This is a genomic window from Roseobacter sp. HKCC-CH-9351 (assembly GCF_037830295.1).
Classification (GTDB): domain Bacteria; phylum Pseudomonadota; class Alphaproteobacteria; order Rhodobacterales; family Rhodobacteraceae; genus M30B80.
On the sequence record NZ_JBBLYM010000001.1, the window covers coordinates 1,252,838 to 1,277,246 of the forward strand.

Consider the following 24,409-nt stretch of genomic DNA (forward strand, 5'->3'; position numbering starts at 1 on the left):
GCTTCGGCCTTTGGTTTCGTGGCTTAGGCCCTATATGTCTTTCATCAGCAGGAGGCGTGATGAAACGGGTTCTTTCCTTTGCGATTACAGTCTGGATGGCACTCGCCCCCAATGGCGCATGGGCCGATGAGGAGGGAGAGTTGCCGATTTTGCGGGCCGAAGATGTCAGTCTGGATGACTATCTGTGGACGGCGCGACCGCTGATTGTTTTCGCCGACACCGAGGCCGATCCGCGGTTTGCGGAACAAATGGCGCGGCTTGCGGCGCGCCCCGCTCCGTTGTTGGAGCGCGATGTTGTGGTGATCATCGACACTGACCCCGATGGCCAAAGCGACATTCGCAGCACCTTGCGCCCGCGTGGTTTTGCAGTCGTGATTTTGCAAAAAGATGGCCGTGTCGGCCTGCGCCGCCCCAGCCCGCGCGATGTGCGCGAACTGACCCGCGCGATTGACAATTTCGCCCTGCGTCAGGACGAGTTGCGCAACCGCTAGGCTTTGGGCGGCAAGGGTCATTTATTCGAACTCCATGATCACATCATCGACCGCAAGGCTGTCGCCTGCTGCGGCGTTGATCTTGGCCACAACACCCTTGCGCTCAGCGCGGAGGATGTTTTCCATCTTCATGGCCTCAACCGTGCAAAGGGCCTGACCCTCTTGCACTTCTTGGCCTTCCTCAACGCTGAGTTTCACCATCAATCCTGGCATTGGGCAAAGCAGAAGGCGCGAAGTATCTGGGGGCAGCTTTTCAGGCATCAGGCGCGCAAGCTCGGCTTGGCGGGGGCTGCGAATGAACAGTTTGAAATCCGCGCCGCGCGTGCGCACGCGGAAGCCCTGCGGAATTTTTGACACTTTCACAGTCAATGGGCCGCCATCAACAGTCAGTTTTGCCAACATTGTTCCAGGCCGCCAATCCGATGTCACTCGTATATCTTGACCATCATCAAAGCGAATTGTGGCCCCGTCATGATCTGCTGTAATGGTCACAGGCCATTCTGTTTCACCCATGCGCGCAACCCAGTGATTGCCAACCACACGCTCGTGATTGTCCATCCGACCCGAGACGCGGGTGCGGCGGATTTCTCTGACGCGATACATTGCGGTTGCGGCGGCCACGACACGGCGCATTTGATCCTCAGGCAAGGTCACGCCTTCGAAGCCTTCGGGATATTCCTCGGCGATAAAGGCGGTGGTCATATCACCTGACACGAATTTCGGATGATCCATCACGGCAGAGAGGAACGGCAGGTTGTGGCCAATCCCCTCCAACTCGAACCCGTCTAGGGCGTGGCGCATGGCTTCGATAGACTCTGCCCGCGTTGGGGCCCAAGTGCACAGCTTGGCGATCATCGGGTCGTAATACATGCTGATTTCGCCGCCTTCGTAGACGCCCGTATCGTTGCGTGTCGCCGTATCGCCCTTGGGGGCATCGCCCTGCCATTTGTCACTTTCCAACAGCGGCCCCGCAGCCACTTCGACAGGAGGGCGATAGCGGGACAGGCGGCCGATTGAAGGCAAGAAGTTCCGATACGGGTCTTCTGCATAGAGGCGGCTTTCCATGGCCCAACCTGTCAGCGTCACATCCTTCTGCGCGAAAGGCAGTTTCTCGCCATAGGCGACACGGATCATCTGCTCGACCAGATCAACGCCCGTGATCAACTCGGTCACAGGATGCTCCACCTGCAAACGGGTGTTCATCTCAAGGAAGTAGAAATTGCGATTGCCATCGACAATAAATTCCACTGTGCCCGCACTTGTATAATTCACTGCTTGGGCCAAGGCCACGGCCTGCTCGCCCATGGATTTGCGGGTGGCTTCATCCAAGAAGGGCGAGGGGGCTTCTTCGATCACTTTTTGGTTGCGGCGTTGGATTGAACATTCGCGCTCGCCTAAATAGACGCAATTCCCGTAACCATCGGCGAGAACCTGAATTTCGATATGGCGCGGCTGGGTTACGAATTTCTCGATAAAGATGCGGTCATCCCCAAAGGAATTTGCCGCTTCATTCTTGGAGGATTGGAACCCTTCGCGTGCCTCATCATCATTCCATGCAATTCGCATCCCCTTGCCGCCGCCGCCTGCGGAGGCCTTGATCATCACGGGATAGCCGATCTCATTGCTGATTTTCACCGCTTCTTCAGCATCTTCAATCAGCCCCATATAGCCCGGAACAGTGGAGACGCCCGCCTCTTGGGCGAGTTTCTTTGAGGTGATCTTATCCCCCATGGCCTCAATCGCGCCTGCAGGTGGCCCGATAAAGGCCACGCCTGCGGCCTCAAGGGCTTCGGCGAATTTCTTATTTTCGGACAAGAACCCATAGCCGGGATGCACGGCCTCGGCACCCGTTGCATTGATGGCTGCCATCACCTTATCGATGACGATATAGCTTTCATTGGCGGGGGCGGGGCCGATATGCACCGCCTCATCTGCCATTTGCACATGCAGCGCGTTGCGATCCGCATCGGAATAGATCGCCACGGTGGCGATGCCCATTTTGCGCGCGGTTTTGATGACGCGACAGGCGATTTCGCCACGGTTGGCAATCAGAATTTTTTTGAACATGGGTTCACGTTCCTTCCTTTTGGGCCAAGCTGGCCGTCTGTCTCAAACAAAAAGCCGCGTGCGGGGCGCTTCCCCACACGCGGCGATTTGAATTTTTACGTATTGCGCTGGGTTAGCGGCGGCACAGCCCCACATCGTCACAAAGCGCACCGCCTGCTGCGCCGACAATGGCGCCTGTGGCAATGTCGCCATCCAAGATAACAGCTGCACCAGCCCCCGCAGCGGCGCCAACGCCCGCGCGCTCAATATCTGAGGAGACGCAAGCCGAAAGCATTGCGCCCACAAGAACGATGCCGAAGAGTTTGAGTGTTTTTTGCATATTGGATCTCCTGTCCGATGACTGCCTATATGCGAAAATAATACATGGTTTATCCATGCAATCCTAGAGGGTCGATGCGCGGGGCGCACCGACCCTTTCGAAGGGGAATAGATGGAACATCTTGGGGCCGTATGGGCCCCGCTGCAGCGGCTAGGATAGGAGGTAAAATCCGTTGCGTGACCAATCATATGGGCAGGCGGCTGCCGTGCTTCAAGTGGGGAAGCGGGCTCAGATTTGGCATCAGCGGCAATTCGCTGAAATCTGTCGAAGATGGGCAGATTCATGCCGATCGCCCCTCCCAAACGCCTGATCCATCAAAGGCTTCAGGGAAGGCGGCCTGTGCGCGGGCCACATCAATCCGCAAAAGCGCATCATAGCTTTCTGGATCAAACGGGTCTTCGGCGGCGATAATTTCGCGCCCAAAGAGCCATGACAGGCGACCTGCATCGAGATTTCCCCGCTCGAAAGGGGCCTCGCCAAAATAGAGCCACAACGCCTCCATGAAAGCTGCATCTGCGCGGCGATCTGCGGCTTTGCGATCCGCAAAACGCTCGCGGCGCTTAAGGGGGGTGGCCCCCTCACGGCTTTCACGGCGGATGGTGAAGTGATAATCGGTGCCTGGAAGGCGCGAGGGGAAACCGCGATGTTTGATCATGGCCGCACCTCGTAAGGAGCGGCCATCGTGAACCCAAACCGATTATAACGCGGTTCAGCGGTATTTGTTGTAAACAGGCTCTGGCATGATTGGCGCAGGCTCGACATAGATGACTTCGTCTTGCACAGGCGCGCGTTGCGCACAGCCTGCAAGGCTGGCCAAACCTGCCGCAACCAGAATAATTTCGATGCTCGCTGACATCTTGCTCTCCTCAACTTTGTTATAGGCGCAAATTCACTTCCGAATTCGCGCAACGCTTTGGCCATGAACTCATGGCTTGCGCGCATCATATACGCAGTCAAAGGAAATTTTAAATATAAATTAAACATGATTTTAATGTAAACGATGGGCCGTTCTGTCCTAGAGCGGGATATTGTCGTGCTTCTTCCATGGCATGCTGCGCTTTTTGCTGCGAAGCATGGCAAAGGCTTTGCAAACGCGCTTGCGGGTGGATTGCGGTTGGATCACCTCGTCAATGAACCCACGCTCTGCGGCCACGAAAGGATTGGCGAACCGATCCTCATAATCTTTGGTGCGCTGCGCGATTTTTGCGGCATCGCCCAATTCGGAACGATAGAGGATCTCCGTGGCACCTTTCGCGCCCATAACGGCCACCTCTGAGGTGGGCCACGCGTAATTGACATCGGCGCGCAGATGTTTGGAGGCCATAACCACATAGGCCCCGCCATAGGCTTTGCGGGTGATGACAGTGACTTTTGGCACGGTCGCCTCGCCATAAGCAAAGAGTAGCTTTGCGCCGTGCTTGATCACCCCGTCATATTCCTGCTTCGTGCCTGGCAGGAAGCCTGGAACATCCACCAAGGTCAGGATCGGGATCTCGAAGCAGTCGCAAAAACGTACGAAGCGGGCGGCTTTGCGGCTCGAGTCGATATCAAGAACGCCCGCCAGCACCATCGGCTGATTGGCAACGACACCCACGGTCTGCCCCTCAAGGCGGATAAAGCCCGTGATAATGTTTTTCGCGAAATTTTCCTGGATCTCGTAAAAATCGCCCTCATCCGCGACCTTTTCGATCAGTTCTTTCATATCATAGGGCGTGTTGGGGTTGTCGGGGACGAGCGTATCAAGGCTCTCTTCGATCCGATTGGGCGTATCGTAGAAGGGGCGGACTGGGGGTTTTTCGCGGTTGGATAGCGGAAGGAAATCAATCAATCGGCGCACTTCTGAGATAGCCTGAACGTCATCTTCAAAGGCGGCATCCGCGACCGAGCTTTTCTTGGTATGTGTCGAGGCGCCGCCCAGTTCTTCGGCTGTGACGACCTCGTTGGTCACGGTTTTCACAACATCTGGCCCTGTGACGAACATGTATGAGCTGTCTTTGACCATGAAAATAAAATCAGTCATCGCGGGGCTGTAGACCGCACCGCCCGCACATGGCCCCATGATCAGGCTGATCTGCGGAATAACGCCTGATGCCTCAATATTGCGTTGAAAAATCTCGCCATAGGCAGCCAAGGAGGCAACGCCTTCTTGGATGCGCGCACCGCCTGAGTCGTTCATGCCGATCACAGGCGCGCCATTTTGCATGGCCATATCCATAATTTTGCAGATTTTCTGCGCGTGGGTTTCCGATACGGAACCGCCAAGCACGGTAAAGTCTTGGCTAAACACATAGACCAAGCGGCCATTGATGGTGCCCCATCCCGTGATCACCCCATCGCCGCGTGGCTTGCTTTCGGCCATCCCAAAATCGGTGCAGCGATGGGTGATGAACATATCATATTCTTCGAAGGAGCCTTCATCGAGCAACAGTTCGATCCGTTCGCGTGCGGTCAGCTTGCCTTTGCTGTGCTGGGCATCAATGCGCTTTTGCCCGCCCCCCAAACGCGCCTCCGCGCGGCGATCCTCAAGCTGTTGCAAAATATCCTTCATCAGGCGATCCTCCTTCATGCCGCGTCATGGGGCGGTCTCACAATTCCGTTGAACTTACGCAATCTTATGTGGTCGGGCGAGTCTTCTCTGGCATATTTGCAAATTACTTCGCTTTGCTTTTAATAATTTTGCAAATCTGCAAATATTAGAGGCATTGCCGCCATGTGCAGATTTTGAACTAGACAGTTTAGTCAAACGGGCTTAGCGATGGGCTATGTCTCACATCCCTCCGCAGCGGTTCTTAGACCGCAGCACGGCCCCATCCATTTTCACATTGATCGTGCTCACGGGCTTGGGCGCGTTGTCGATGAATGTATTTCTGCCGTCTTTGCCGCAGATGGCCGAGTATTTTGGGGCAGAATACGGTGTGGTTCAGCTTTCTGTGGCGCTTTATTTGGGGGTGAACGCTGCCTTGCAGCTGTTGGTTGGCCCGCTCTCTGATCGCTATGGCCGCAGACCTGTGATGCTTGTTGGGGTGGCGATCTATTGCTTGGCCAGTTTGGGGTGCCTTTGGGCGCCAGATGTCATCACCTTTCTGGTGTTTCGCATGACCCAAGCCAGCGTTGTTGTGGGTTTGGTGTTGGGACGTGCTGTGGTGCGTGACCTTTACCCTCGGGATCAAGCGGCCTCGATGATTGGGTATGTCACCATGGGTATGGCGATTGTTCCAATGGTTGGCCCCGTCATCGGTGGCGCTTTGGGGCAAGCCTTCGGATGGAAGGCCAATTTCTGGCTCTTATTTGGCGCAGGCCTAGTGATCTTGCTCTTGGCATGGGCTGATTTGGGCGAGACCGCGCGGAAGGGGGAGGGGCGCTTGCGGGATCAATTCGCGCAATATCCCACTTTGCTGCTTTCGCGCCGCTTTTGGGGCTATAGCCTATCAAGCACTTTGGCCTCGGGCGCGTTTTTTGCCTATTTGGGCGGTGCTCCTTTGGTGGGCGCGCGCATCTTCGGTCTAGAGCCTGCATTGCTTGGCCTGTTTTTTGGCGCGCCCGCTTTGGGTTATTTCTTTGGCAATTTCATATCGGGGCGCTTCTCAGTGCGCGTGGGCGTTGACCGCATGATCCTATGGGGCGCACTGATCACCGTTGCAGGTCTCAGCATAGGCTTGGGTCTGTTTTTCGTAGGCTATAAAACCGCACTGGTCTTTTTTGGCTCAATGACTTTTGTGGGCCTTGGAAATGGGATGGTGCTGCCGAATGCGACATCTGGGATGATGTCCATCCGACCTGATCTGGCGGGCACGGCTTCGGGGCTTGGTGGCTCGATAATGTTGGCGGGTGGGGCCAGTCTTTCCGCGCTTTCGGGCGTCATTCTGTCTCAATCGGATCAGGCCTATCCGCTGATTTATTTGATGCTCGCTTGCGCTATTGGCGCCGCCGCTTCGGCTATCTACACGGCGCGGCGCAATCATGCGCTTCGGATCAGTTAGGCGATCCCCATAGCGCAGCTCTGCCCTTGTCGTGCGCCGCTCCCTTCGCTAACAACACTCACAGAACGATAGCCGTGAAGGAGTGCGATTGATGCGAATTCTGATTACCAATGACGATGGCATCAATGCGCCGGGTCTGGCCAGCCTTTACAAAATCGCAACTGATCTGGCAGGCTCTGATGGCGAAGTTTGGACGGTTGCCCCTGCCTTTGAACAGTCAGGTGTCGCGCATTGCATCTCCTATGTGCATCCTACGATGATCGCTGAACTTGGCCCCAAAAAATTTGCCGCTGAAGGCACGCCTGCGGATTGCGTTTTGGCGGGGCTTTACGATGTGCTGCAAGACTGCCCGCCAGATTTGGTTTTGTCTGGCATCAATCGCGGCAATAATTCTGCTGAGAACGTGCTCTACTCTGGGACGATTGGCGGTGCGATGGAGGCGGCCTTGCAGGGCTTGCCTGCAATCGCATTGTCGCAATATTTCGGGCCGCAAAATGCCCATCTGGAAAACCCGTTTGAGGCTGCCGAGGCGCATGGCGCAGATCTTTTGCGCGCGTTGTGGCAGCAGGCGCATTGGGATCAAAATGATTATCGGCTGTTTTATAACGTGAATTTCCCACCCGTTGCCGCAGCAGATGTGAAAGGGCGCCGCGTTGTTGCGCAGGGCTTTCGCCGCGAAACAAGCTTTAAAGTCGAGGCTATGATCGCCCCCAACCAGCGCCGCTTTTTGTGGATCAAGGGCGGCGCGCAAGATGTGCCGACCCAGCCCGATACAGATGCCCATGCCAATTTGGCAGGTTATATCTCAATCACGCCAATGCGCGCAGATTTGACCGCTCATGATGCGCTGTCAGATCTGAAATCCCGCCTTGAGTGATCCAATATGAGCGATTTGGCCGAACGCAAAATGCGGTTTCTGTTCACCTTGCGCTCCAAGGGGATCAGCAATGCGCGTGTTTTGGCGGCTATGGAAAAAGTCGACCGCGGCATGTTTGTGCGCGGCCATTTCGCGGATCGGGCCTATGAAGATATGCCCTTGCCGATTGCCTCGGGTCAGACCATCTCGCAACCTTCCGTGGTGGGGTTGATGACCCAAGCCCTTGAGGTGAGCGAACGCGATAAGGTTTTGGAAATTGGCACAGGGTCTGGATATCAGGCTGTGGTGCTGTCGCATCTGGCGCGCCGCGTCTATACGATCGACCGCCATCGCAACCTGACCCGTGCCGCGCAAGAGGTGATCACGGCGCTCGGTATCCCCAATGTCACTGTTGTGACAGGGGACGGGTGTTTCGGGATGGAGGAACAAGCCCCGTTTGATCGTATCCTCGTCACAGCCGCGGCCGAGGACCCGCCGACACCCTTATTGGCGCAGCTGAAGGTGGGCGGCATAATGGTGCTGCCTGTGGGGCAGTCCGATCAGGTGCAAAGCCTGATCAAAGTTGTGCGCCATGAGGGCGGGTTTGACTACGAAGAATTGATGCCTGTCCGCTTTGTCCCGCTTGTCGAAGGCTTGGCCGAGGCATAAAGCGCGCAATAACGCGGGACAAAGGGTAGAAACGACCCTCATCTTTGATATATAGTTGAGCGTAAAGAACGTGCAGCGGTGAAACCGATGCCCTCCCTCTGGCTGAGCGGCCAGAAGCTGAAAGAGCAGATGATGAAACGCAAATTTTCGGTGGCGCGCCACTTGCCTGTGACCAATATTCTCGCCTTCGGGCTGAGCGCTGCGCTGTTGTCGGGCTGCGTTGGTGCGGTCAGCGATTTGGATTTTGATTTGCGTGGAAACGCAATTTCCAACACGGATGTTAGCGCCACAGCTCCACGGCCTGAATCTGATGCGCAAGGTTTAATCACCTATCCCAATTATCAGCTTGCTGTCGCGCGGTCGGGTGACACAGTGCGCAGCGTGGCATCGCGCATCGGTATTGATGCGGACAGTTTGGCGCGGTTCAATGGTCGCACTGCGGATGATCCGCTGCGCCCGAACGAGGTTTTGGCCTTGCCGCGTGATGCGCGTGTGGGCAGTGGCGGTGCGGGACGGGACATCACGCAGATTGCAAGCTCGGCCATTGATGCGGCTGAGACACGCAGCCCGCAATCGCCCGCCGTGCAATCTGGTCAAGAGCCTGTGCGCCACCGCGTGACACGCGGGGAAACGGCCTATTCCATTGCGCGTCTTTACAACGTGTCTGTGCGCGCCTTGTCGGATTGGAACGGGCTTGGCCCCGATCTCGAGGTGCGTGAGGGGCAATATCTCATCATTCCGTTGGCCCTTGAAACCGCCACAGGCACTATTGCCGATGGGGCGGTGCCAGGTGCCTCGACCCCACCCCCACCGCCTTCTGCAAGCCAAGCTTTGCCAGCCCCCATCACCAGCGAAACGCTGCCCGCGCAACAAAGCGCAGCCGCACCTGCAAGCAGCACTGCGCCTGCGCCGCGCCCCGCGACCCCAAGCAGCGCACCCGCACCTGCACCTGCTGCGCAACCGCAGGCAGCCGCGCCTGCAGTGGCAGATGCAGGGGGGGCTTTGTTGCGCCCCGTATCGGGCAATATCATCCGTGCCTTCTCGGCCAGCAATGAGGGGGTTGATATCGCCTCGGCGGTTGGCACGCCCGTGCGAGCAGCGGAGGCGGGCGAAGTGGCGGCTATTACCCAAGATACGGATCAAGTGCCGATCTTGGTTTTGCGCCATGCCGATGGGTTGCTGACCGTTTACGCCAATATCCGCGACATCACCGTCTCGCGCGGGGATCGTGTCAGCCGCGGTCAAACCATTGCCGAGGTTGGGCCTGGTTCGCCGTCCTTCTTGCATTTTGAGGTGCGGCGCGGGTTCGAAGCCATCGATCCGATGCCCTTCTTTGATTAACCCGCTCTGGAGTAGAAGGCAGCTTAACCCATGCATTGGATCTATCTTACTATCGCGATATGCGCCGAAGTTGCGGGAACAAGCGCGCTCAAGGCTTCTGATGGGTTCACACGGGTTTTGCCATCTGTGGTGGTTGTCATCAGTTACGGCTTGGCCTTTGTCATGCTTTCACAGGCCTTGCGGGTTTTTGATTTGGCCGTGGCCTATGCGATTTGGTCAGGGGCAGGGATTGCCGCAATCGCACTGGTGGGGCTGTGGGTTTATGGGCAAAAACTTGACCTTGCGGGCATCATTGGGATTGGCATGATCGTGAGCGGCATTGTGGTGGTGCAGCTTTTTTCCAACAGCACACATTAGCATCTTGGCCACAGGCCCCTTGCCGCATCGCGGATGATGGCCTAAGCGGTTTTGTCAAACGTATTGCGCCTGATTGAGAGGGCGCATCACCATAATCCATGAGGATCGCTATGCGCCTGACCCGCTATTTCCTGCCCGTCCTGAAAGAAACGCCCTCCGAAGCGCAGATTGCAAGCCACCGCTTGATGCTGCGCGCAGGCATGATCAAACAGGCCAGTGCGGGGATCTATAGCTGGCTTCCTTTGGGCTATAAGGTTCTCAAGCGGATCGAGACGATCGTGCATGAAGAGCAGGTGCGCGCAGGCCATATTCCAATGCTGATGCCCACCTTGCAATCTGCCGATCTTTGGCGCGAGAGCGGACGCTATGATGATTACGGCCAAGAAATGCTGCGCATCACAGACCGCCATGGCCGCGATATGCTCTATGGCCCGACCAATGAGGAATTGATCACTGATATCTTCCGCGCCCATGTCGGCAGTTACAAGGATTTGCCGCTAACGCTCTATCATATCCAGTGGAAATTCCGCGATGAAATCCGCCCGCGTTTCGGTGTCATGCGGGGCCGCGAATTTTTGATGAAGGACGGGTATAATTTCGATCTGACCAAAGAGGATGCGCTGCACGCCTATAACCGCCATTTGGTCAGTTACCTGCGCAGCTATGAACGTATGGGGCTGCAAGCAATTCCGATGCGCGCTGATGGCGGCCCTATTGGCGGCGATTACACCCATGAATTCCTTGTTCTGGCCGAGACAGGCGAGTCTGAGGTATTCTATGACAGCGAAATCACGGATCTGCGTTTTGGTGATCGGGATATTGATTACGACAATGTCGACCAGTGCCAAAGCGTGCTGGAGGAATTCACAAGCCGCTATGCGCGCACAGATGAAACACATGATGCCGAGATTTTCGCGCAAGTGCCCGAAGCGCGTCAGCGCGTGGCGCGCGGTATTGAGGTGGGCCAGATTTTCTATTTTGGCACAAAATATTCAGAGGCAATGGGGGCTGTTGTCTCAGATTGTGATGGCAATCGTGTGCCCGTCCATATGGGCAGCCATGGCATCGGGGTGAGCCGTCTTTTGGGTGCGATCATTGAAGCCAACCACGATGATAATGGCATCATCTGGCCCGAAGGCGTGACCCCGTTCCATTGCGGGATTGTCAATCTCAAGCAGGGTGATGCTGCCGCAGATGCAGCCTGTGACGAGATTTACAACGCCCTCAGTGCCAAGGGTCTTGAGCCACTTTATGATGATCGCGCCGAGCGGGCAGGGGGCAAATTCGCCACGATGGACTTGATCGGCCTGCCATGGCGTATCACTGTTGGCCCGCGTGGCCTTGCCAATGGCGTGGTTGAATTGACCTCGCGGCGCACGGGCGAAAGCGTTGAGATGAAGCCAGAAGATGCGATTGCGCGCTTGGTCGAGATTTACGCCCCGCATTTCGGGCATATCCAGAGCTGAGGAGCGTGGCCATGTCTGCATCTGCCAAGCACGGGCTTGAGATTGATTGGTCAACCATCCCTGCGCCTGTTGATGATGGTGCGGCAGATCACTTGCGCGGTATGACCTTGCCTGATGTATCTTTGCCTGCCACTGATGGGGCGGTCGTCTCTCTGGCGGCGCTTCAGGGGCGGAGCGTGATCTTTGCCTATCCGCGCACGGGACGACCTGATGTCGCGCTGCCAGACGGGTGGAATGACATACCCGGCGCGCGGGGCTGCACCCCGCAATCTTGTGCGTTTCGTGATCTTTACGCAGATTTGCGCGCGCTTGGGGTCGATCATCTTTTTGGCCTTTCAACCCAAGACAGCGCCTATCAGGCTGAGGCGGTTCTGCGTCTGCATCTGCCCTATGCGATGCTATCGGATCGGGGGCTTGCACTGCGCGATGCGCTGCGGTTGCCTAGTTTTGAGGTTGCGGGAGAGGTGTTGTTGAAACGCCTGACCCTGATCTGTTGCGATGGGGTGATCGAAGATGTGATCTATCCCGTGTTTCCGCCTGACGAAAACGCGAGCCAAGTTGTAGAGCGCCTCAAGAAGGCCTAAATCAGGGCAAGGAAGCCTTGCGAAGGAGTGGTCATGACCACCGCTGCCACCGCCAACCCTGCACCGCGTTCCCCGCGCCCGTTTGCGCGGTTTGAATTTATGATCGCCTTGCGCTACCTGCGCGCCCGCCGCGCTGAGGGGGGCGTGTCCGCGATGACATGGATCAGCTTTCTTGGCATCGCTTTGGCCGTGGCGGCGCTGATTGCGACCCTCTCGGTGCGGGCGGGGTTTCGACATGAATTTGTTGGCACGATTTTGGGCGCGAACCCGCATATTTCGGTCTATGGTGCGCCCAATTACAGCGCAACAGGCGCGATGAGCCGTGAGATTTCAGATTACACTGATATTGCTTCGGCAATTGCAACGCTAGATGGCGTGGCCCATGTGACCCCGGTGGTCACGGGGCAGGTCATGGCCGCCGCTTTTGGCCGAAATGCAGGCGTTGAGGTTGTGGGGATCACAGGCGCAGATTTGCGCAGTCTGCCCCTTGTCGCGGACCCTGAACGCGCATGGGGCAATCTGGATCAATTTGATCAAGGTGTCGCTATCGGCTCGGGCGTGGCGCGGGAATTGGGGGTGGTGGTTGGAGATCAAATCCGCCTGATTTCGCCCGATGGCGCGCGCACCGCTTTTGGCACAAGCCCGCGCATTGTGAATGCTAAAGTGGTCTATATTTTCCAAGTGGGCCGTTTCGATATCGACCGCGTGCGGGTCTATATGCCACTTGATCAAGCGCAGCCCTATTTTAACCGCGAAGGTTTGGTTGATCGCATCGATGTGATGCTGGACGACCCCGAACAAGCAAATGCGGCCGTGACCCGTGTGCTCGGTGCAGCGGGGCCCATGGCCACAGCATGGACTTGGGAAGACAGTTCTGGCGCCTTTTTGCAAGCGTTGCAAATGGAGGACAATGTGATGTTCATCATCTTGTCGATCCTCGTGATGATTGCCACGCTAAATATTGTTTCGGGCCTTATCATGTTGGTTAAAAACAAGGGGCGCGATATTGGGATTTTGCGAACAGTTGGCCTCACGCAAGGGGCGATTTTGCGCGTCTTCTTCATTTGCGGGGCCTCTGTAGGGGTGGCGGGAACGCTATGTGGCGTGGCCCTTGGCTCGGCCTTCGCGATTTATATTGATCCCATTTTTGCTGCCGTAAATTGGATGGCAGGGGGCGGGGTCTGGGATCCTTCGGTTCGATATCTGTCGCAATTGCCTGCCCGATTGGAGATGGGCGATATTGTTTCCGCCATGTCCCTGTCCCTTGGGTTGTCATTTTTGGTGACGATGTTCCCTGCGCGCCGTGCGGCGCGAATGAACCCTGTGGAGGCACTGCGTTATGAGTGATCAGCCTGTGCTGCGCCTCGAGGGGGTGGAAAAGTCCTATAACCTTGGTCGCCCCAATGAGACGCGTGTTTTGTCGGGTGCGGATCTGCGCATTCATGCAGGCGAGATTGTTGGGCTCATTGCGCCGTCAGGCGCTGGTAAATCCACGCTTTTGCATATCGCGGGCTTGCTTGATACGCCTGACGCGGGGCAGGTTGATCTCTGCGGTCAGGCCATGGCGCGCGCGACTGATGCGGGGCGCAGTGCTGCACGGTGCCGTGATCTGGGGTTTGTGTATCAATTTCACCATCTCTTGCCTGAATTCAGCGCGCTAGAGAATATCGTGCTGCCACAATTGGCCCTTGGCCATGGTGAAGGGGCAGCGCGGGCACGGGCCGCCGCTTTGCTTGATCGTGTTGGCCTCTCGCAAAGGGCGCAGCATCGCCCCGCCCAAATGTCTGGAGGCGAGCAGCAGCGCGTGGCAATTTGCCGTGCTTTGGCCAATGCACCACGGATGCTTTTGGCGGATGAGCCAACGGGCAATCTTGATCCTGATACGGCGGATATGGTGTTTGATATGCTGCTTGATCTCGTGCGCGCCTCCAACATGGCCGCGCTTGTGGCCACCCATAACCACGCCTTGGCTGCGCGCATGGATCGGGTGTTGGTGTTATCCCAAGGGCAGATTGCCCCGCATTGCCCCTAAGGGGCAACGCGCCCCAAAATCTGGGCTATGGCGCGCAAGGCTTGATCGCGCAGGGGATCTGTTTCCATCAACACCTCATGCGCGGCGCCTTCAATTTCAAGAAACTGACCATCAGGCCATGTCGCCATGATCTTTGCAATTCTCGCGCGCGAGACCACGCGCTCATCCGTGCCGACAAAGCCAAGGGTCGGAACACCTTTTGGCGCAGGCAGTGCGGCAAGGGCCTGACACTCGGTCAAGGCATGATAGACCCATGAAATGGATGCCCCCCCAAGGGTCAGCAGCGGGTCTGCCTTGGCTTGTTCCTTCATCCAATCGAGACGCGCCTGATCATGGGTTAGGGGATTGCCTTCAAACACCATCGGCTTATGCGGGCCTTGCGTGGGCGCATAGCGCGCGGCAAGGCCAATCGGCTTAGCGATGACATAGGCAACCTTTGCCAAGATCCGCAAGACGGGGCTCAGTTGAATGTCCCACATTGGCGCAGAGAACACCGCAGCTGCGGGGCGGAACCCGTTGTGAAGGGCGCGCAAGCCGATAGCGCCGCCCATCGAATGGGCGAACATGACCCATGGCTTGGGCAAATCGCAACGCGCGCAATAGTCAAGAAACGCATCCACATCGCGTTGATATTCAGAAAAATCACCCACATGACCGATTTGTGGATCTTCTAGCAACCGCGCCGAGAGGCCTTGACCCCGCCAATCAAGCGAAGCTATCCCCCATCCAAGCGCGGCAAAAGTTTGGGCCGCATCCGTGTATTTCTCAAGGAATTCGGTGCGCCCCGTGAACAAAAGAATTGTTCCCTTTTGCCCCTTCGGCCAATGGCCCGCGCGTAAGCGTTTGCCGTCTGCGGCGGTGATCCAACGTATATCCTCGGGCCGATCTGCGCCGTAAAACGGGGGAGGTGTCACGCCAGAACCCCACCAAGGCGCATGGCGGCACTCATATCGCCCTCAAGTTTAAGTTTGCCTGACATAAATGCCATGGCGGGGTTTAGTCGCCCTGCGAGGATGTCTTGGAACACCTCTGATGTTGCACGCATGGTCACATCGGCAGGTTCAGCCTCGTCACTGGGGCGCACGTCTGCGCCTTGGATAATCACGCAACCTGCCCCCTCGATCACGAATTTTGCCGCGCCATCGTAAGGTTTGACCAGTTTTTTGGCGATTGCATCCACGGCTGCGGCAATCAAATCGGACATTGGAATTTCTCTTTCATAACGCGGCCTCACCGCAAGGATTTTGAAAATCAGGACTGGATGTCGCGTGATTGGCTGCTAACTTCTCACCTATGATGTGGCTATTTCGGATCAGCTTCAACATCCTGATCGCGGTATTTTCAATAAATACGGCCCTCTGCGGTGCTGCCCTCGCACAATCTGCGCCTGCTGCACCAAGTGAGGAGGCTGCATCCGATGCAAGGCTCGCCTCCCTGTTGAGCGAGTTGCAAACCCCCGTTTTGCCCGATTGGGAACGTGTCGAAGCCGAAATCCTAAACCTTTGGTCGCGCTCGGGCTCTCCCGCGATGGATTTGTTGCTGCGCCGTGGCAGGCAGGCCATGGCACGGGGGGATTATCCCGCTGCATTGACCCATTTGACGGCCTTGACCGATCATGTGCCTGAATTTGCGGAAGGCTGGAACGCGCGCGCGACCCTATTTTATGAAATGGGCGATTATGGCCCAAGCCTTGATGATATCGCGCGCACTTTGGCCCTGAACCCCAATCATTTTGGGGCGCTCACGGGATTGGGCATGATCATGGAGCAGGTGGAGGCCTATTCCCATGCTTTGGACGCTTTTCGTGCCGCGCGCGCTATACATCCGCATCGCCCCGACCTAGAACAGGCAGTGGAGCGGCTGGAGCGCCAGCTTGAAGGAATCAGCCTCTAGGCAAGAGGCGGGCAGGGCTCTGCCTAAAACGGGCAAGATGGGCGGCATGACGGGCACATTGATGGGCCAAGGGCGGATCGCTGCCGTATTAGGCCCCACCAATACGGGCAAAACCCATTACGCCATCGAGAGGATGTTGGCGCATCGCACTGGCGTGATTGGCCTGCCTTTGCGCCTCCTGGCGCGCGAAGTCTATGATCGCATCGTGGCCATACGCGGCCCTTCCGTGGTCGCGCTGATCACGGGCGAGGAACGCATCATTCCTGATCGCGTGCAATATTGGGTCTGCACAGTCGAGGCGATGCCCACAAATCTCGCATGCGATTTTTTGGCTGTGGATGAAATCCAACTTTGTGCTGATCCAGAGCGGGGCCATGTCTTTACCGACCGCTTGCTTCACGCGCGGGGCCTGCATGAGACGTTGTTTCTGGGCGCAGATACGATGCGGGGCGCAATCGCGGCGCTTGTGCCGAAGGCGCAATTCCTGAGGCGAGAACGCTTTTCTGAACTGATCTATACTGGTTCAAAGAAACTGTCGCGCATGTCGCCGCGCTCGGCCATTGTTGGGTTTTCGGTTGAAAACGTCTATGCCATTGCCGAGCTTTTGCGCCGCCAAAAGGGCGGTGCTGCGGTTGTGATGGGTGCGCTTAGCCCGCGCACACGCAATGCACAGGTCGATTTATATCAAAACGGCGATGTTGAATTTCTGGTGGCTACGGATGCCATTGGCATGGGGCTTAATCTGGATATCAAGCACGTGGCCTTTTCGGGGCTGCGCAAATTTGATGGTCGCAAGATGCGCGATTTGGCGCCGAATGAATTGGGTCAGATCGCGGGCCGCGCGGGCCGTCATACTTTGCCAGGCACATTTGGTGTGACGGGCGAGGCAAGCCCATTAGATGATGAAGTGGCTAAAGCCATCACCGAGCATCGTTTTGCCCCTATCCGCAAATTGCAATGGCGCAACAGTCGCCTGTCATTTGGATCAATTTCGCGTCTTTTGATGTCTTTAGAGGCGCAAACCGACAATGAATGGCTGACGCGGGCGCGTGCAGCCGATGATGTCATCGCGCTGCGGACGCTTTCGGAACGGGCTGATGTGACCCATCGGATCAGAGATGCCCAAGATGTGCGGCTTTTGTGGGATGTATGCTGTATCCCTGATTTTCGGGGGATTAGCCCCGCTGAGCATAGCAGCCTCTTGGTGGGTATCTTTCAATATTTGCATGAATTGGGCCGCGTGCCTGATGATTGGCTTGCGCGTCAGGTAAAGCGGATTGATCGGCAAGATGGCGACATTGACACATTATCGAAACGCTTGGCTTATATCCGCACATGGACATTTGTCGCACAACGTGCTGCTTGGGTGGATGATGTCGCGTATTGGCGCGAGGAAACCCGTGCGGTAGAAGACCGCTTGTCAGATGCGCTCCATGAGCGACTGACCCAAAGATTTGTCGATCGGCGCACATCGGTTTTGATGCGGCGATTGAAACAGAAGGAGAGCCTTGTGGCCGAAGTGAATGAAAACGGGGAAGTCACCGTAGAGGGCCAATTCATTGGTCGTTTGGACGGGTTCCGCTTCCGCCAAGATAGTGCCGCCACCCCTGATGAAGCGAAAACTTTGCGCCAAGCCGCCGTGGCTGCCCTCAAGCCCGAGCTGCATCTGCGCGCAGATCGTCTGTATAATGCACCCGACACGGAATTTGACTTCACCGAGCAAGGTGGGCTGATGTGGGGCCAATCGGCGGTTGGCAAACTCACCCTTGGCAGTGACGCAACACGCCCCGTGGCTGAGGCCTTTGTTGACGAGGATGCTGGCCCTGAGGTTATCCAGAAAGTGCAGCGGCGCTTGCAGCATTTTATTGATCGCAAAATTGCGGCCCTGTTTGAACCTATGTTGGCGATGCAAAAAGATGAGGGCATCACAGGGCTTGCGCGCGGTTTTGCCTTCCGCCTGTCTGAGGCCATGGGCATCTTGCCGCGCAGCGATGTCGCAGACGATGTCAAAGCCCTTGATCAAGAGGCACGCGCGCTCTTGCGCCAACATGGGGTGCGCTTTGGTCAGTTCACCGTGTTCATGCCTGCCTTGCTAAAGCCCGCGCCGACACGGTTGCGCTTGGTTCTATGGGCGTTGGCAGGCAAGTTGGATCAATTCCCCGAAAGCCCCCCTCCGGGGCTCGTGACAATTCCCAATGACGCAGAAGCGCCAGAGGGGTATTTCACAATGTCAGGTTACCGTCCTGCTGGCGCGCGTGCGATCCGTATTGATATGCTTGAACGTCTCGCTGACATGCTGCGCAAGGAAGACAGCCGCGCAGGGTTCGAGGGCAATGCAGATATGCTGTCCATCACGGGCCTCACGCTGGAGCAATTCGCGGATTTGATGACAGGTCTTGGCTATCGCGCTGAGAGGGGCGAACGGGTGAAGGTTAAGGCGGTGGTTGATGCCCCCGCCGAGATCGCAGCGCCTGATGCCGCCACGGATGCAGAACCCGCCGAAACTACCCCTGAGCCAATCACCGAAGTGCCACAGGTGGCAGATGCTGCTGCAACCGATGCCCCAGAGGATGCCCCAGAGATGGAAGTTTTCTATAACTTCAAATGGGCGCCACCACGGCGGGATCGTAAACCAAACCCGCGCCGCGAAGGTGCGGGTGAGGCGGATGGATCAGGACGGCCTCCGCGCAAAGGTGGCAAGCCGCAGCGCGGGCCCAAAGGGAAGGGTCAGGGCGGCAAGCCTGCGGCCGCGCGCAGTTTCAGCGCCAAGCCCGAGAAAAAAGATCGCATTGATCCCGATAACCCATTTGCGCAGGCCTTGATGGGTCTGAAGGAGAAAGGTTGACCCAACCCCGCCCGACCTTGCGGATTGATAAATGGCTGTGGCACGCGCGGTTCTTCAAAACCCGCAGCCTCGCCACCCGTATTGTTGAGGAGGGGGCGGTGCGGGTGAACAGCGCGCGGGTTACCAAACCCGCAACTGCCATCGGCGCGGGGGATGTTCTGACCTTCGCACAAGGCCAGACGGTGCGCGTGGTGCGGGTTATATCCTTGCCCGTCCGCCGCGGCCCCGCCTCGGAGGCGCAGGCCTGTTATGCCGATTTGAGCGAGATCAAAGAAACTGTTCCAGAAAAGCCCCAGATGGAGGGACATGGACGCCCCTCAAAACGCGAAAGGCGACAGGCTATTTCTTTGCGCCAAGGGGTGCTTGAATGATGGGCGACAGGGCAGTAAACCCATGCCGCATGATCTTTTGAAAAGAGTGATGACCCTATGACCTATGTCGTGACCGACAATTGCATTGCCTGCAAATATACAGACTGCGTTGAGGTATGCCCCGTGGATTGCTTCTACGAGGGCGAGAATATGTTGGTCATCCATCCAGACGAATGTATCGATTGTGGCGTCTGCGAGCCTGAATGCCCTGCCGATGCGATCCGGCCCGATACTGAGCCAGATATGGAGCAGTGGGTTGAGTTTAACCGCAAATGGTCAGAAGCATGGCCTGTGATCATTACCAAGAAAGACCCACTGCCCGAGGCAGAGGAAATGGATGGTAAGCCTGGCAAAATGGATCTCTTTTCCGAAAAGCCCGGTGAAGGTGGTTAAATAGCAAAAAGACGCGGCGATTCTGGCACCGATTCGCCTGTGTTCTGTTTGTGCTGGCCTTTATTTGTGCGCAAATTTATCTGAAAAAATAGGGATACGGGCGCAGGTCTGCTGCGCCAACTTTGAATCAGCGTAATTTTGTGTTAAAATGATGGTGCAAGCTTTTTTGGAATCACTGCCCAAACCAACATATTCACGGGCTTAGGCCATCGCCTCACATTCCGTAACAATCGCCAAGGTAGAAAAGCAGCTCTTTTCTGCGTGCGGTTTTTTCGGCTGATTGCCGTGGGTGGCCCGTGCAAAGGAAACACTGCTTATGAGCAAGTCGCGTAAATCGCAAGAATTCAGCCCCAATGATTATGTGGTCTATCCCGCCCATGGTGTAGGTCAGATCATCTCGATTGAAGAGCAAGAGATTGCTGGCATCAATCTGGAGCTGTTCGTGATCTCGTTTGAAAAAGACAAAATGACCCTGCGGGTGCCAACCGCAAAGGCCACTGAGGTCGGGATGCGCTCGCTGTCGAGTCCCGATGTCGTGTCCAAGGCGCTGGATACGCTGAAGGGTAAGGCGCGGGTGAAGCGGGCCATGTGGTCGCGCCGTGCGCAAGAATATGAGCAAAAGATCAATTCTGGCGATTTGATCGCAATTGCCGAAGTGGTGCGCGATTTGCATCGTGCGGATGACCAGCGCGAGCAAAGCTATTCTGAGCGTCAGCTGTATGAAGCGGCGCTCGAGCGTTTGACCCGCGAGTTGGCCGCCGTGCAAGGCATGGATGAGCGCGGCGCGCAGCAGCGCGTGGATGAGGTTTTGACCGCCCGCGCGGCCTAAGCCATTTCTTGAAACATTCGATGCGCCGCGTGAAGGGATCTTCGCGCGGCGTTTTCGTTATAAGACAGATGCAATTGTCGCCAAGGCGACAATTTCGGTGATCTGTTGGCTTGCCCCCAACACATCCCCCGTTTGCCCGCCGATTTTTGCCTTAGCCAACAGGCCAAGGCCAAATGCCGTCAAGGTTGCAACGCCAATCACCAAGAGGCCCGAAAGCGGCCCGATTAGGCCCAATGTTATCAGGCAGGCAAGAATAGCTGCGCCGCCCGTGGTGACGTTAGACGGGGTTCCCACGCTGCGCGACAGGCCCGCGGCGCGGGGGTTAGGCAAAAAGCGCATCAGCACGACCATGGGCGCGCGGCTCAATGCGGCGATGGCAATCAGTGCAAGGGGGGCTTGCGGTAAAACCGTGATAATTAGGCTTGCGCGAAGCAGCAGCGATAAGGTCAGGGCAATGACGCCGTATACGCCCACATGACTGTCTTTCATGATGGTCAGGCGATCTTCCACACTCCATCCGCCCCAAAACCCATCAGCCACATCCGAGAGACCGTCCTCATGCATCGCGCCTGTGCTGAGGATAAGGGCGGCAAGCGCGATTATACCCGCAACGCTAAGCGGCAGGCCCAGCCCCAAAGCCGCACCGCCAAGCCCCATCCCAATCGCGCCGATAGCCGCGCCCACAAGCGGATAGGCCCATGCGGCCTCTGCGCCGCGCGTATAATCGGGTTTGAAGGGCAGGGAAAGGCGGCTCAAAAGCGCAAAGGCAACGGCGATATCGCCTAGTTTTGGTCGGTTTCCATGCAGAAAGTTATGGGTCATTCTTGCGATGTTCCTGTTGTCCCTGCCATTGTCTATCGGATAGGGGGGGCAGCACGCAATCCTTTGATCTGGTGGACAAAGCTCGTCATGCAATTTGAGACCCTTTCCGACATTCGCGCGACCCTTGTCGCAGCCCCCAAATCTGATGCAACCGCGTTGGAGGCTGCCGAGTTGCGCAACAGCCAATTGACCAAGCCCCCTGCCGCTTTGGGGCGGCTTGAGGAGGTGGCAATCTGGTATTGCGGGTGGCGCGGTAATGCGCGCGCGCAAATTGACGCCCCACAGGTCATTGTCTTTGCTGGGAACCACGGGATCACAGCTCAGGGTGTCAGTGCCTTTCCTGCTGAGGTCACAGTGCAAATGGTTGCTAATTTCGAGGCAGGCGGGGCAGCGATCAATCAACTGTCCAAGCTTGCTGGCGCGAAGATGGATGTTCATGCGCTTGATCTGGAACAGCCAACCGCAGATTTCACGCAAGGCCCTGCAATGGATGAGGCCGCATTTTTGGCTGCGTTCTTAACGGGCTGGGGGGCTGTTGATCCAACTTCTGACCTTTTGGTGGTGGGAGAAATGGGGATCGGCAACACCACTGCCGCTGCGGCGATGGCCTGCGCGCTGTTTGGTGGCACGGGGGGCGATTGGGTTGGTCGCGGCACGGGTGTGGATGATGCGGGCCTTGCGCGCAAGGCGGATGTGGTGGCGCGGGGGATTGCCGCGAACCCTGAGGCGCGGAGCGATCCATTGACGGCTTTGCGATGCTTGGGCGGGCGCGAGATTGTTGCCATGGCGGGCGCGATTGCTGCGGCGCGCGCAAACTGCATCCCTGTTATCCTTGATGGATTTATCTGCACTGCGGCGGCCGCCTGTTTGGAGCAGGCCCAAAAGGGTGCATTGGATCATTGTGTGGCAGGCCATCTCTCAGCTGAGGGAGGACATCGCAAATTGCTGGACGCGATTGGCAAAGAGCCTTTGCTGAACCTTGGATTGCGTCTTGGTGAAGGTAGCGGGGCCGCCTTGGCCATTCAAATTCTTAAAGGGGCGCTTGCCTGCCACTCAGGCATGGCGAGCTTTGCTCAAGCTGGCGTCAGCGCGGGTTAAGAGGCATCCCGCGCACCGCCACGTGACAGCTTGCCCGAAAGTGCGCTGGCATCACCGCGCGCGCGGCGGCGATCTGTCGGGCCTTCCCCCATGGCATTCTCCCGCGTGGCTTCGTCTAATGCGCTGAGCAGCGCCGCCTCAAGGTTCGCGTTCAATTCGCGCGCGCGTTCCATATAGGCGGGGTTCTCGGCAATCGGCACGCCTGGTTTCCACAGTTCCGCCAAATCGCGCAGATTTTGGCGGTCATGGCGGTAAAAGGCCACCTCCATTTCATGGGCCTCGTAATCAGACAGGCCCATATCCTCAAGCACATAGCGCGCGGCCCGCAGTGAGCTGTCGAACATCTCGCGCACGATATGATCTGCACCTGCCTTATAAAGTTCGTAGACATGCAGCCGATCATGCGCCCGTGCAGTGATATGGAGATCTGGCCTGATGCGGCGCGCATAGGTGACAAGACGCACCGCGCTTTCCTTGTTGTCGACCGCAACGACAAGAACCTTGGCCTCTTCTAACCCTGCCGCGGTCAAGAGTTCGGGGCGGGTCGGGTCACCGAAAAACGCCTTAAAGCCAAAGCCGCGCATCAGCTGGATGACCGATAAATCGGCATCGAGCACCACCGTCTTAAACCCTGCACCTTGGACAACACGATTGACCACCTGCCCAAACCGCCCCACGCCTGCGATGATGATGGGCGCGGTTTCCCCGATTTCATCGGCCTCTGGGGCGGTGCCTGTATCGGCTAAACGATGGGCGAGCCGATCATAGAGGATGAAGGCCAAAGGTGTCAGCAGCATGGACAGCGCCACAACCAGCAAAAGCATTTGGCCGGTCGCATCGGTCATCACCGATTGCTGAACTGAGAATGAGATCAAAACAAAGCCAAACTCGCCCGCTTGTGCAAGGCCAAGCGTAAAGAGCGACAGGTCTTTTTTCCGCATTCCAAAGCCAAAGCCGATAGCCAAAAGGATCACGCCTTTGAGGGCCATCATTCCCAAGGTCAGACCCAAGATTGTCAGGGGTGCTGAAAATAGCGTTCCGAAATTTATACCTGCGCCCACTGTGATGAAGAATAGCCCCAAGAGCAGGCCTTTGAACGGGGCGATATCGGCCTCTAATTCATGGCGGAATTCGGAGTTGGCAAGGACAACGCCCGCAATAAACGCCCCAAGCGCGGGCGAAAGCCCCACCAAGATCATGAGGGCTGCGATTCCAACAACGATCACAAGGGCCACCGCGGTATAAACCTCGCGCAAGCGTGCCATGTGGATAAAGCGGAACAGGGGGCGGGATAGGAAATGCCCCGCAAGGATCACAAGCGCGATGGCGGCAATTGTGACCAGCGTCACCCCCCATCCCGGCAGTCCTTCGACCAGTGAGAAGGAATGGGCCCCATGATCCGCCGTATCGGTGGCGCGTTGGATCGAGCCGTCTTGCGCAAAACTTAAACTGCCCGACACGGCCAAAAGGGGAAGGAACGCCAACATCGGAATGACTGCAATATCTTGGGTCATAAGCACAGAAAACGCGCCTCGGCCGCCGTTGGTTTTCATCAGTCCCTTTTCGCTGAGCGTCTGTAGCACAATCGCGGTCGAAGACAGGGCCAAGATCATCCCTGTTGCCAAGGCCAATTGCCATTGCAAGCCAAAGAGCAGCGCGACCCCTGCAAGCGCAAAGGTTGTCAAAACAACCTGCGCCCCGCCTAAACCAATCAAGCGTTGTCGCATATCCCAAAGATTGCGCGGCTCTAGCTCTAGACCGATCAGAAACAGCATCAGCACCACGCCAAATTCGGCGTAATGTTGAAGGTCATCTGTGTCCGAGCCGATATAACCAATCAATGGGCCAATCGCGATGCCAGCAAGCAAATACCCCAAGACCGACCCCAGACCAAACCGCACGGTCAGGGGCACAGCGATCACCATCGCAGAAAGATAGATTGTCGCCTGTAAAAGCAGGCTTTCCATCGGCCTGTCCTTTGCGTGGGGGAGGGTGC

25 protein-coding genes are annotated in these 24,409 nt (G+C 57.0%); 16 read left to right on the forward strand and 9 right to left on the reverse strand.

Annotation, left to right across the window (positions count from 1 at the left end; translation table 11 throughout):
* The first annotated feature begins 59 nt into the window (after window positions 1-59).
* Window positions 60-491, forward strand: coding sequence for a DUF4174 domain-containing protein (locus AAC632_RS06385; protein ID WP_340261331.1), 432 nt, complete (start codon window positions 60-62; stop codon window positions 489-491).
* Between the two features lie 21 nt (window positions 492-512).
* On the opposite strand, the gene AAC632_RS06390 is transcribed toward AAC632_RS06385, so the two are convergent.
* The 5 genes from AAC632_RS06390 to AAC632_RS06410 all read right to left on the reverse strand — a co-directional run bounded on the left by AAC632_RS06390 (window position 513) and on the right by AAC632_RS06410 (window position 5,425).
* Entirely contained in the window at window positions 513-2,558 is a 2,046-nt protein-coding gene (locus AAC632_RS06390) for an acetyl/propionyl/methylcrotonyl-CoA carboxylase subunit alpha (RefSeq protein ID WP_340297512.1), read from the reverse strand.
* 112 nt (window positions 2,559-2,670) lie between these two features.
* Entirely contained in the window at window positions 2,671-2,877 is a 207-nt protein-coding gene (locus AAC632_RS06395) for a hypothetical protein (RefSeq protein ID WP_317656234.1), read from the reverse strand.
* A gap of 280 nt (window positions 2,878-3,157) precedes the next feature.
* A complete protein-coding gene (locus AAC632_RS06400) occupies window positions 3,158-3,532 on the reverse strand; it encodes a hypothetical protein (protein ID WP_340252380.1) in 375 nt (124 codons plus the stop codon).
* A 54-nt stretch (window positions 3,533-3,586) separates the two neighbouring features.
* Window positions 3,587-3,733 (reverse strand): hypothetical protein, encoded by a 147-nt coding sequence (locus tag AAC632_RS06405; RefSeq protein WP_340297510.1) that lies wholly within the window; start codon window positions 3,731-3,733, stop codon window positions 3,587-3,589.
* Window positions 3,734-3,892: 159 nt separating this feature from the next.
* The gene (locus tag AAC632_RS06410) at window positions 3,893-5,425 is read right to left on the reverse strand and encodes an acyl-CoA carboxylase subunit beta (RefSeq protein ID WP_340297507.1); all 1,533 of its coding nucleotides are present in this window, start codon (window positions 5,423-5,425) and stop codon (window positions 3,893-3,895) included.
* Between the two features lie 214 nt (window positions 5,426-5,639).
* Here AAC632_RS06410 and AAC632_RS06415 point away from each other — a divergent pair, with 214 nt between their 5' ends.
* The 9 genes from AAC632_RS06415 (at window position 5,640) to AAC632_RS06455 (ending at window position 14,162) form a co-directional block, all read left to right on the forward strand.
* Window positions 5,640-6,857, forward strand: coding sequence for a multidrug effflux MFS transporter (locus tag AAC632_RS06415; protein WP_340297504.1), 1,218 nt, complete (start codon window positions 5,640-5,642; stop codon window positions 6,855-6,857).
* 91 nt (window positions 6,858-6,948) lie between these two features.
* Window positions 6,949-7,734, forward strand: a complete 786-nt coding sequence (gene surE, locus AAC632_RS06420) for a 5'/3'-nucleotidase SurE (RefSeq protein WP_340297501.1) — start codon at window positions 6,949-6,951, stop codon at window positions 7,732-7,734.
* A 6-nt stretch (window positions 7,735-7,740) separates the two neighbouring features.
* Complete coding sequence (locus tag AAC632_RS06425) at window positions 7,741-8,382, forward strand: protein-L-isoaspartate(D-aspartate) O-methyltransferase (protein WP_340297498.1); 642 nt, start codon at window positions 7,741-7,743, stop codon at window positions 8,380-8,382.
* 132 nt (window positions 8,383-8,514) lie between these two features.
* Window positions 8,515-9,723 (forward strand): peptidoglycan DD-metalloendopeptidase family protein, encoded by a 1,209-nt coding sequence (locus AAC632_RS06430; RefSeq protein WP_340297496.1) that lies wholly within the window; start codon window positions 8,515-8,517, stop codon window positions 9,721-9,723.
* A gap of 30 nt (window positions 9,724-9,753) precedes the next feature.
* Window positions 9,754-10,080 carry a DMT family transporter gene (locus tag AAC632_RS06435; protein WP_340297494.1) on the forward strand — a complete coding sequence of 109 codons (327 nt, stop codon included), beginning with the start codon at window positions 9,754-9,756 and terminating at the stop codon, window positions 10,078-10,080.
* 110 nt (window positions 10,081-10,190) lie between these two features.
* Complete coding sequence (proS, locus tag AAC632_RS06440; protein ID WP_340297491.1) at window positions 10,191-11,546, forward strand: proline--tRNA ligase; 1,356 nt, start codon at window positions 10,191-10,193, stop codon at window positions 11,544-11,546.
* An 11-nt stretch (window positions 11,547-11,557) separates the two neighbouring features.
* The gene (locus AAC632_RS06445) at window positions 11,558-12,130 is read left to right on the forward strand and encodes a peroxiredoxin (RefSeq protein ID WP_340297490.1); all 573 of its coding nucleotides are present in this window, start codon (window positions 11,558-11,560) and stop codon (window positions 12,128-12,130) included.
* A 33-nt stretch (window positions 12,131-12,163) separates the two neighbouring features.
* Window positions 12,164-13,477, forward strand: a complete 1,314-nt coding sequence (locus AAC632_RS06450) for a lipoprotein-releasing ABC transporter permease subunit (protein ID WP_340297489.1) — start codon at window positions 12,164-12,166, stop codon at window positions 13,475-13,477.
* Window positions 13,470-14,162 carry an ABC transporter ATP-binding protein gene (locus tag AAC632_RS06455; protein WP_340297486.1) on the forward strand — a complete coding sequence of 231 codons (693 nt, stop codon included), beginning with the start codon at window positions 13,470-13,472 and terminating at the stop codon, window positions 14,160-14,162. The genes AAC632_RS06450 and AAC632_RS06455 overlap by 8 nt, the downstream gene beginning before the upstream one ends.
* On the opposite strand, the gene AAC632_RS06460 is transcribed toward AAC632_RS06455, so the two are convergent.
* Window positions 14,159-15,076, reverse strand: a complete 918-nt coding sequence (locus tag AAC632_RS06460; RefSeq protein WP_340297484.1) for an alpha/beta hydrolase — start codon at window positions 15,074-15,076, stop codon at window positions 14,159-14,161. The genes AAC632_RS06455 and AAC632_RS06460 overlap by 4 nt on opposite strands.
* Complete coding sequence (locus AAC632_RS06465) at window positions 15,073-15,366, reverse strand: SCP2 sterol-binding domain-containing protein (protein WP_340252356.1); 294 nt, start codon at window positions 15,364-15,366, stop codon at window positions 15,073-15,075. The genes AAC632_RS06460 and AAC632_RS06465 overlap by 4 nt, the downstream gene beginning before the upstream one ends.
* 68 nt (window positions 15,367-15,434) lie before the next feature.
* On the opposite strand from AAC632_RS06465, the gene AAC632_RS06470 reads away from it, so the two are divergent.
* The 5 genes from AAC632_RS06470 (at window position 15,435) to AAC632_RS06490 (ending at window position 20,493) form a co-directional block, all read left to right on the forward strand.
* A complete protein-coding gene (locus tag AAC632_RS06470; protein ID WP_340299899.1) occupies window positions 15,435-16,055 on the forward strand; it encodes a tetratricopeptide repeat protein in 621 nt (206 codons plus the stop codon).
* A gap of 46 nt (window positions 16,056-16,101) precedes the next feature.
* A complete protein-coding gene (locus AAC632_RS06475; RefSeq protein WP_340297479.1) occupies window positions 16,102-18,900 on the forward strand; it encodes a helicase-related protein in 2,799 nt (932 codons plus the stop codon).
* On the forward strand, window positions 18,897-19,271 hold the full coding sequence (locus tag AAC632_RS06480; protein WP_317656209.1) for an RNA-binding S4 domain-containing protein: 375 nt from the start codon (window positions 18,897-18,899) through the stop codon (window positions 19,269-19,271). The genes AAC632_RS06475 and AAC632_RS06480 overlap by 4 nt, the downstream gene beginning before the upstream one ends.
* 57 nt (window positions 19,272-19,328) lie before the next feature.
* On the forward strand, window positions 19,329-19,664 hold the full coding sequence (gene fdxA / locus AAC632_RS06485; RefSeq protein WP_317656208.1) for a ferredoxin FdxA: 336 nt from the start codon (window positions 19,329-19,331) through the stop codon (window positions 19,662-19,664).
* A 316-nt stretch (window positions 19,665-19,980) separates the two neighbouring features.
* A complete protein-coding gene (locus AAC632_RS06490; RefSeq protein ID WP_317656207.1) occupies window positions 19,981-20,493 on the forward strand; it encodes a CarD family transcriptional regulator in 513 nt (170 codons plus the stop codon).
* A gap of 57 nt (window positions 20,494-20,550) precedes the next feature.
* On the opposite strand, the gene AAC632_RS06495 is transcribed toward AAC632_RS06490, so the two are convergent.
* Window positions 20,551-21,315 (reverse strand): adenosylcobinamide-GDP ribazoletransferase, encoded by a 765-nt coding sequence (locus tag AAC632_RS06495; protein ID WP_340297477.1) that lies wholly within the window; start codon window positions 21,313-21,315, stop codon window positions 20,551-20,553.
* 87 nt (window positions 21,316-21,402) lie between these two features.
* On the opposite strand from AAC632_RS06495, the gene cobT reads away from it, so the two are divergent.
* Window positions 21,403-22,413, forward strand: a complete 1,011-nt coding sequence (cobT, locus tag AAC632_RS06500) for a nicotinate-nucleotide--dimethylbenzimidazole phosphoribosyltransferase (RefSeq protein WP_340297475.1) — start codon at window positions 21,403-21,405, stop codon at window positions 22,411-22,413.
* Here the strand turns inward: cobT and AAC632_RS06505 are convergent.
* Window positions 22,410-24,380, reverse strand: a complete 1,971-nt coding sequence (locus AAC632_RS06505) for a cation:proton antiporter domain-containing protein (protein ID WP_340297473.1) — start codon at window positions 24,378-24,380, stop codon at window positions 22,410-22,412. The genes cobT and AAC632_RS06505 overlap by 4 nt on opposite strands.
* Window positions 24,381-24,409: the final 29 nt, after the last annotated feature.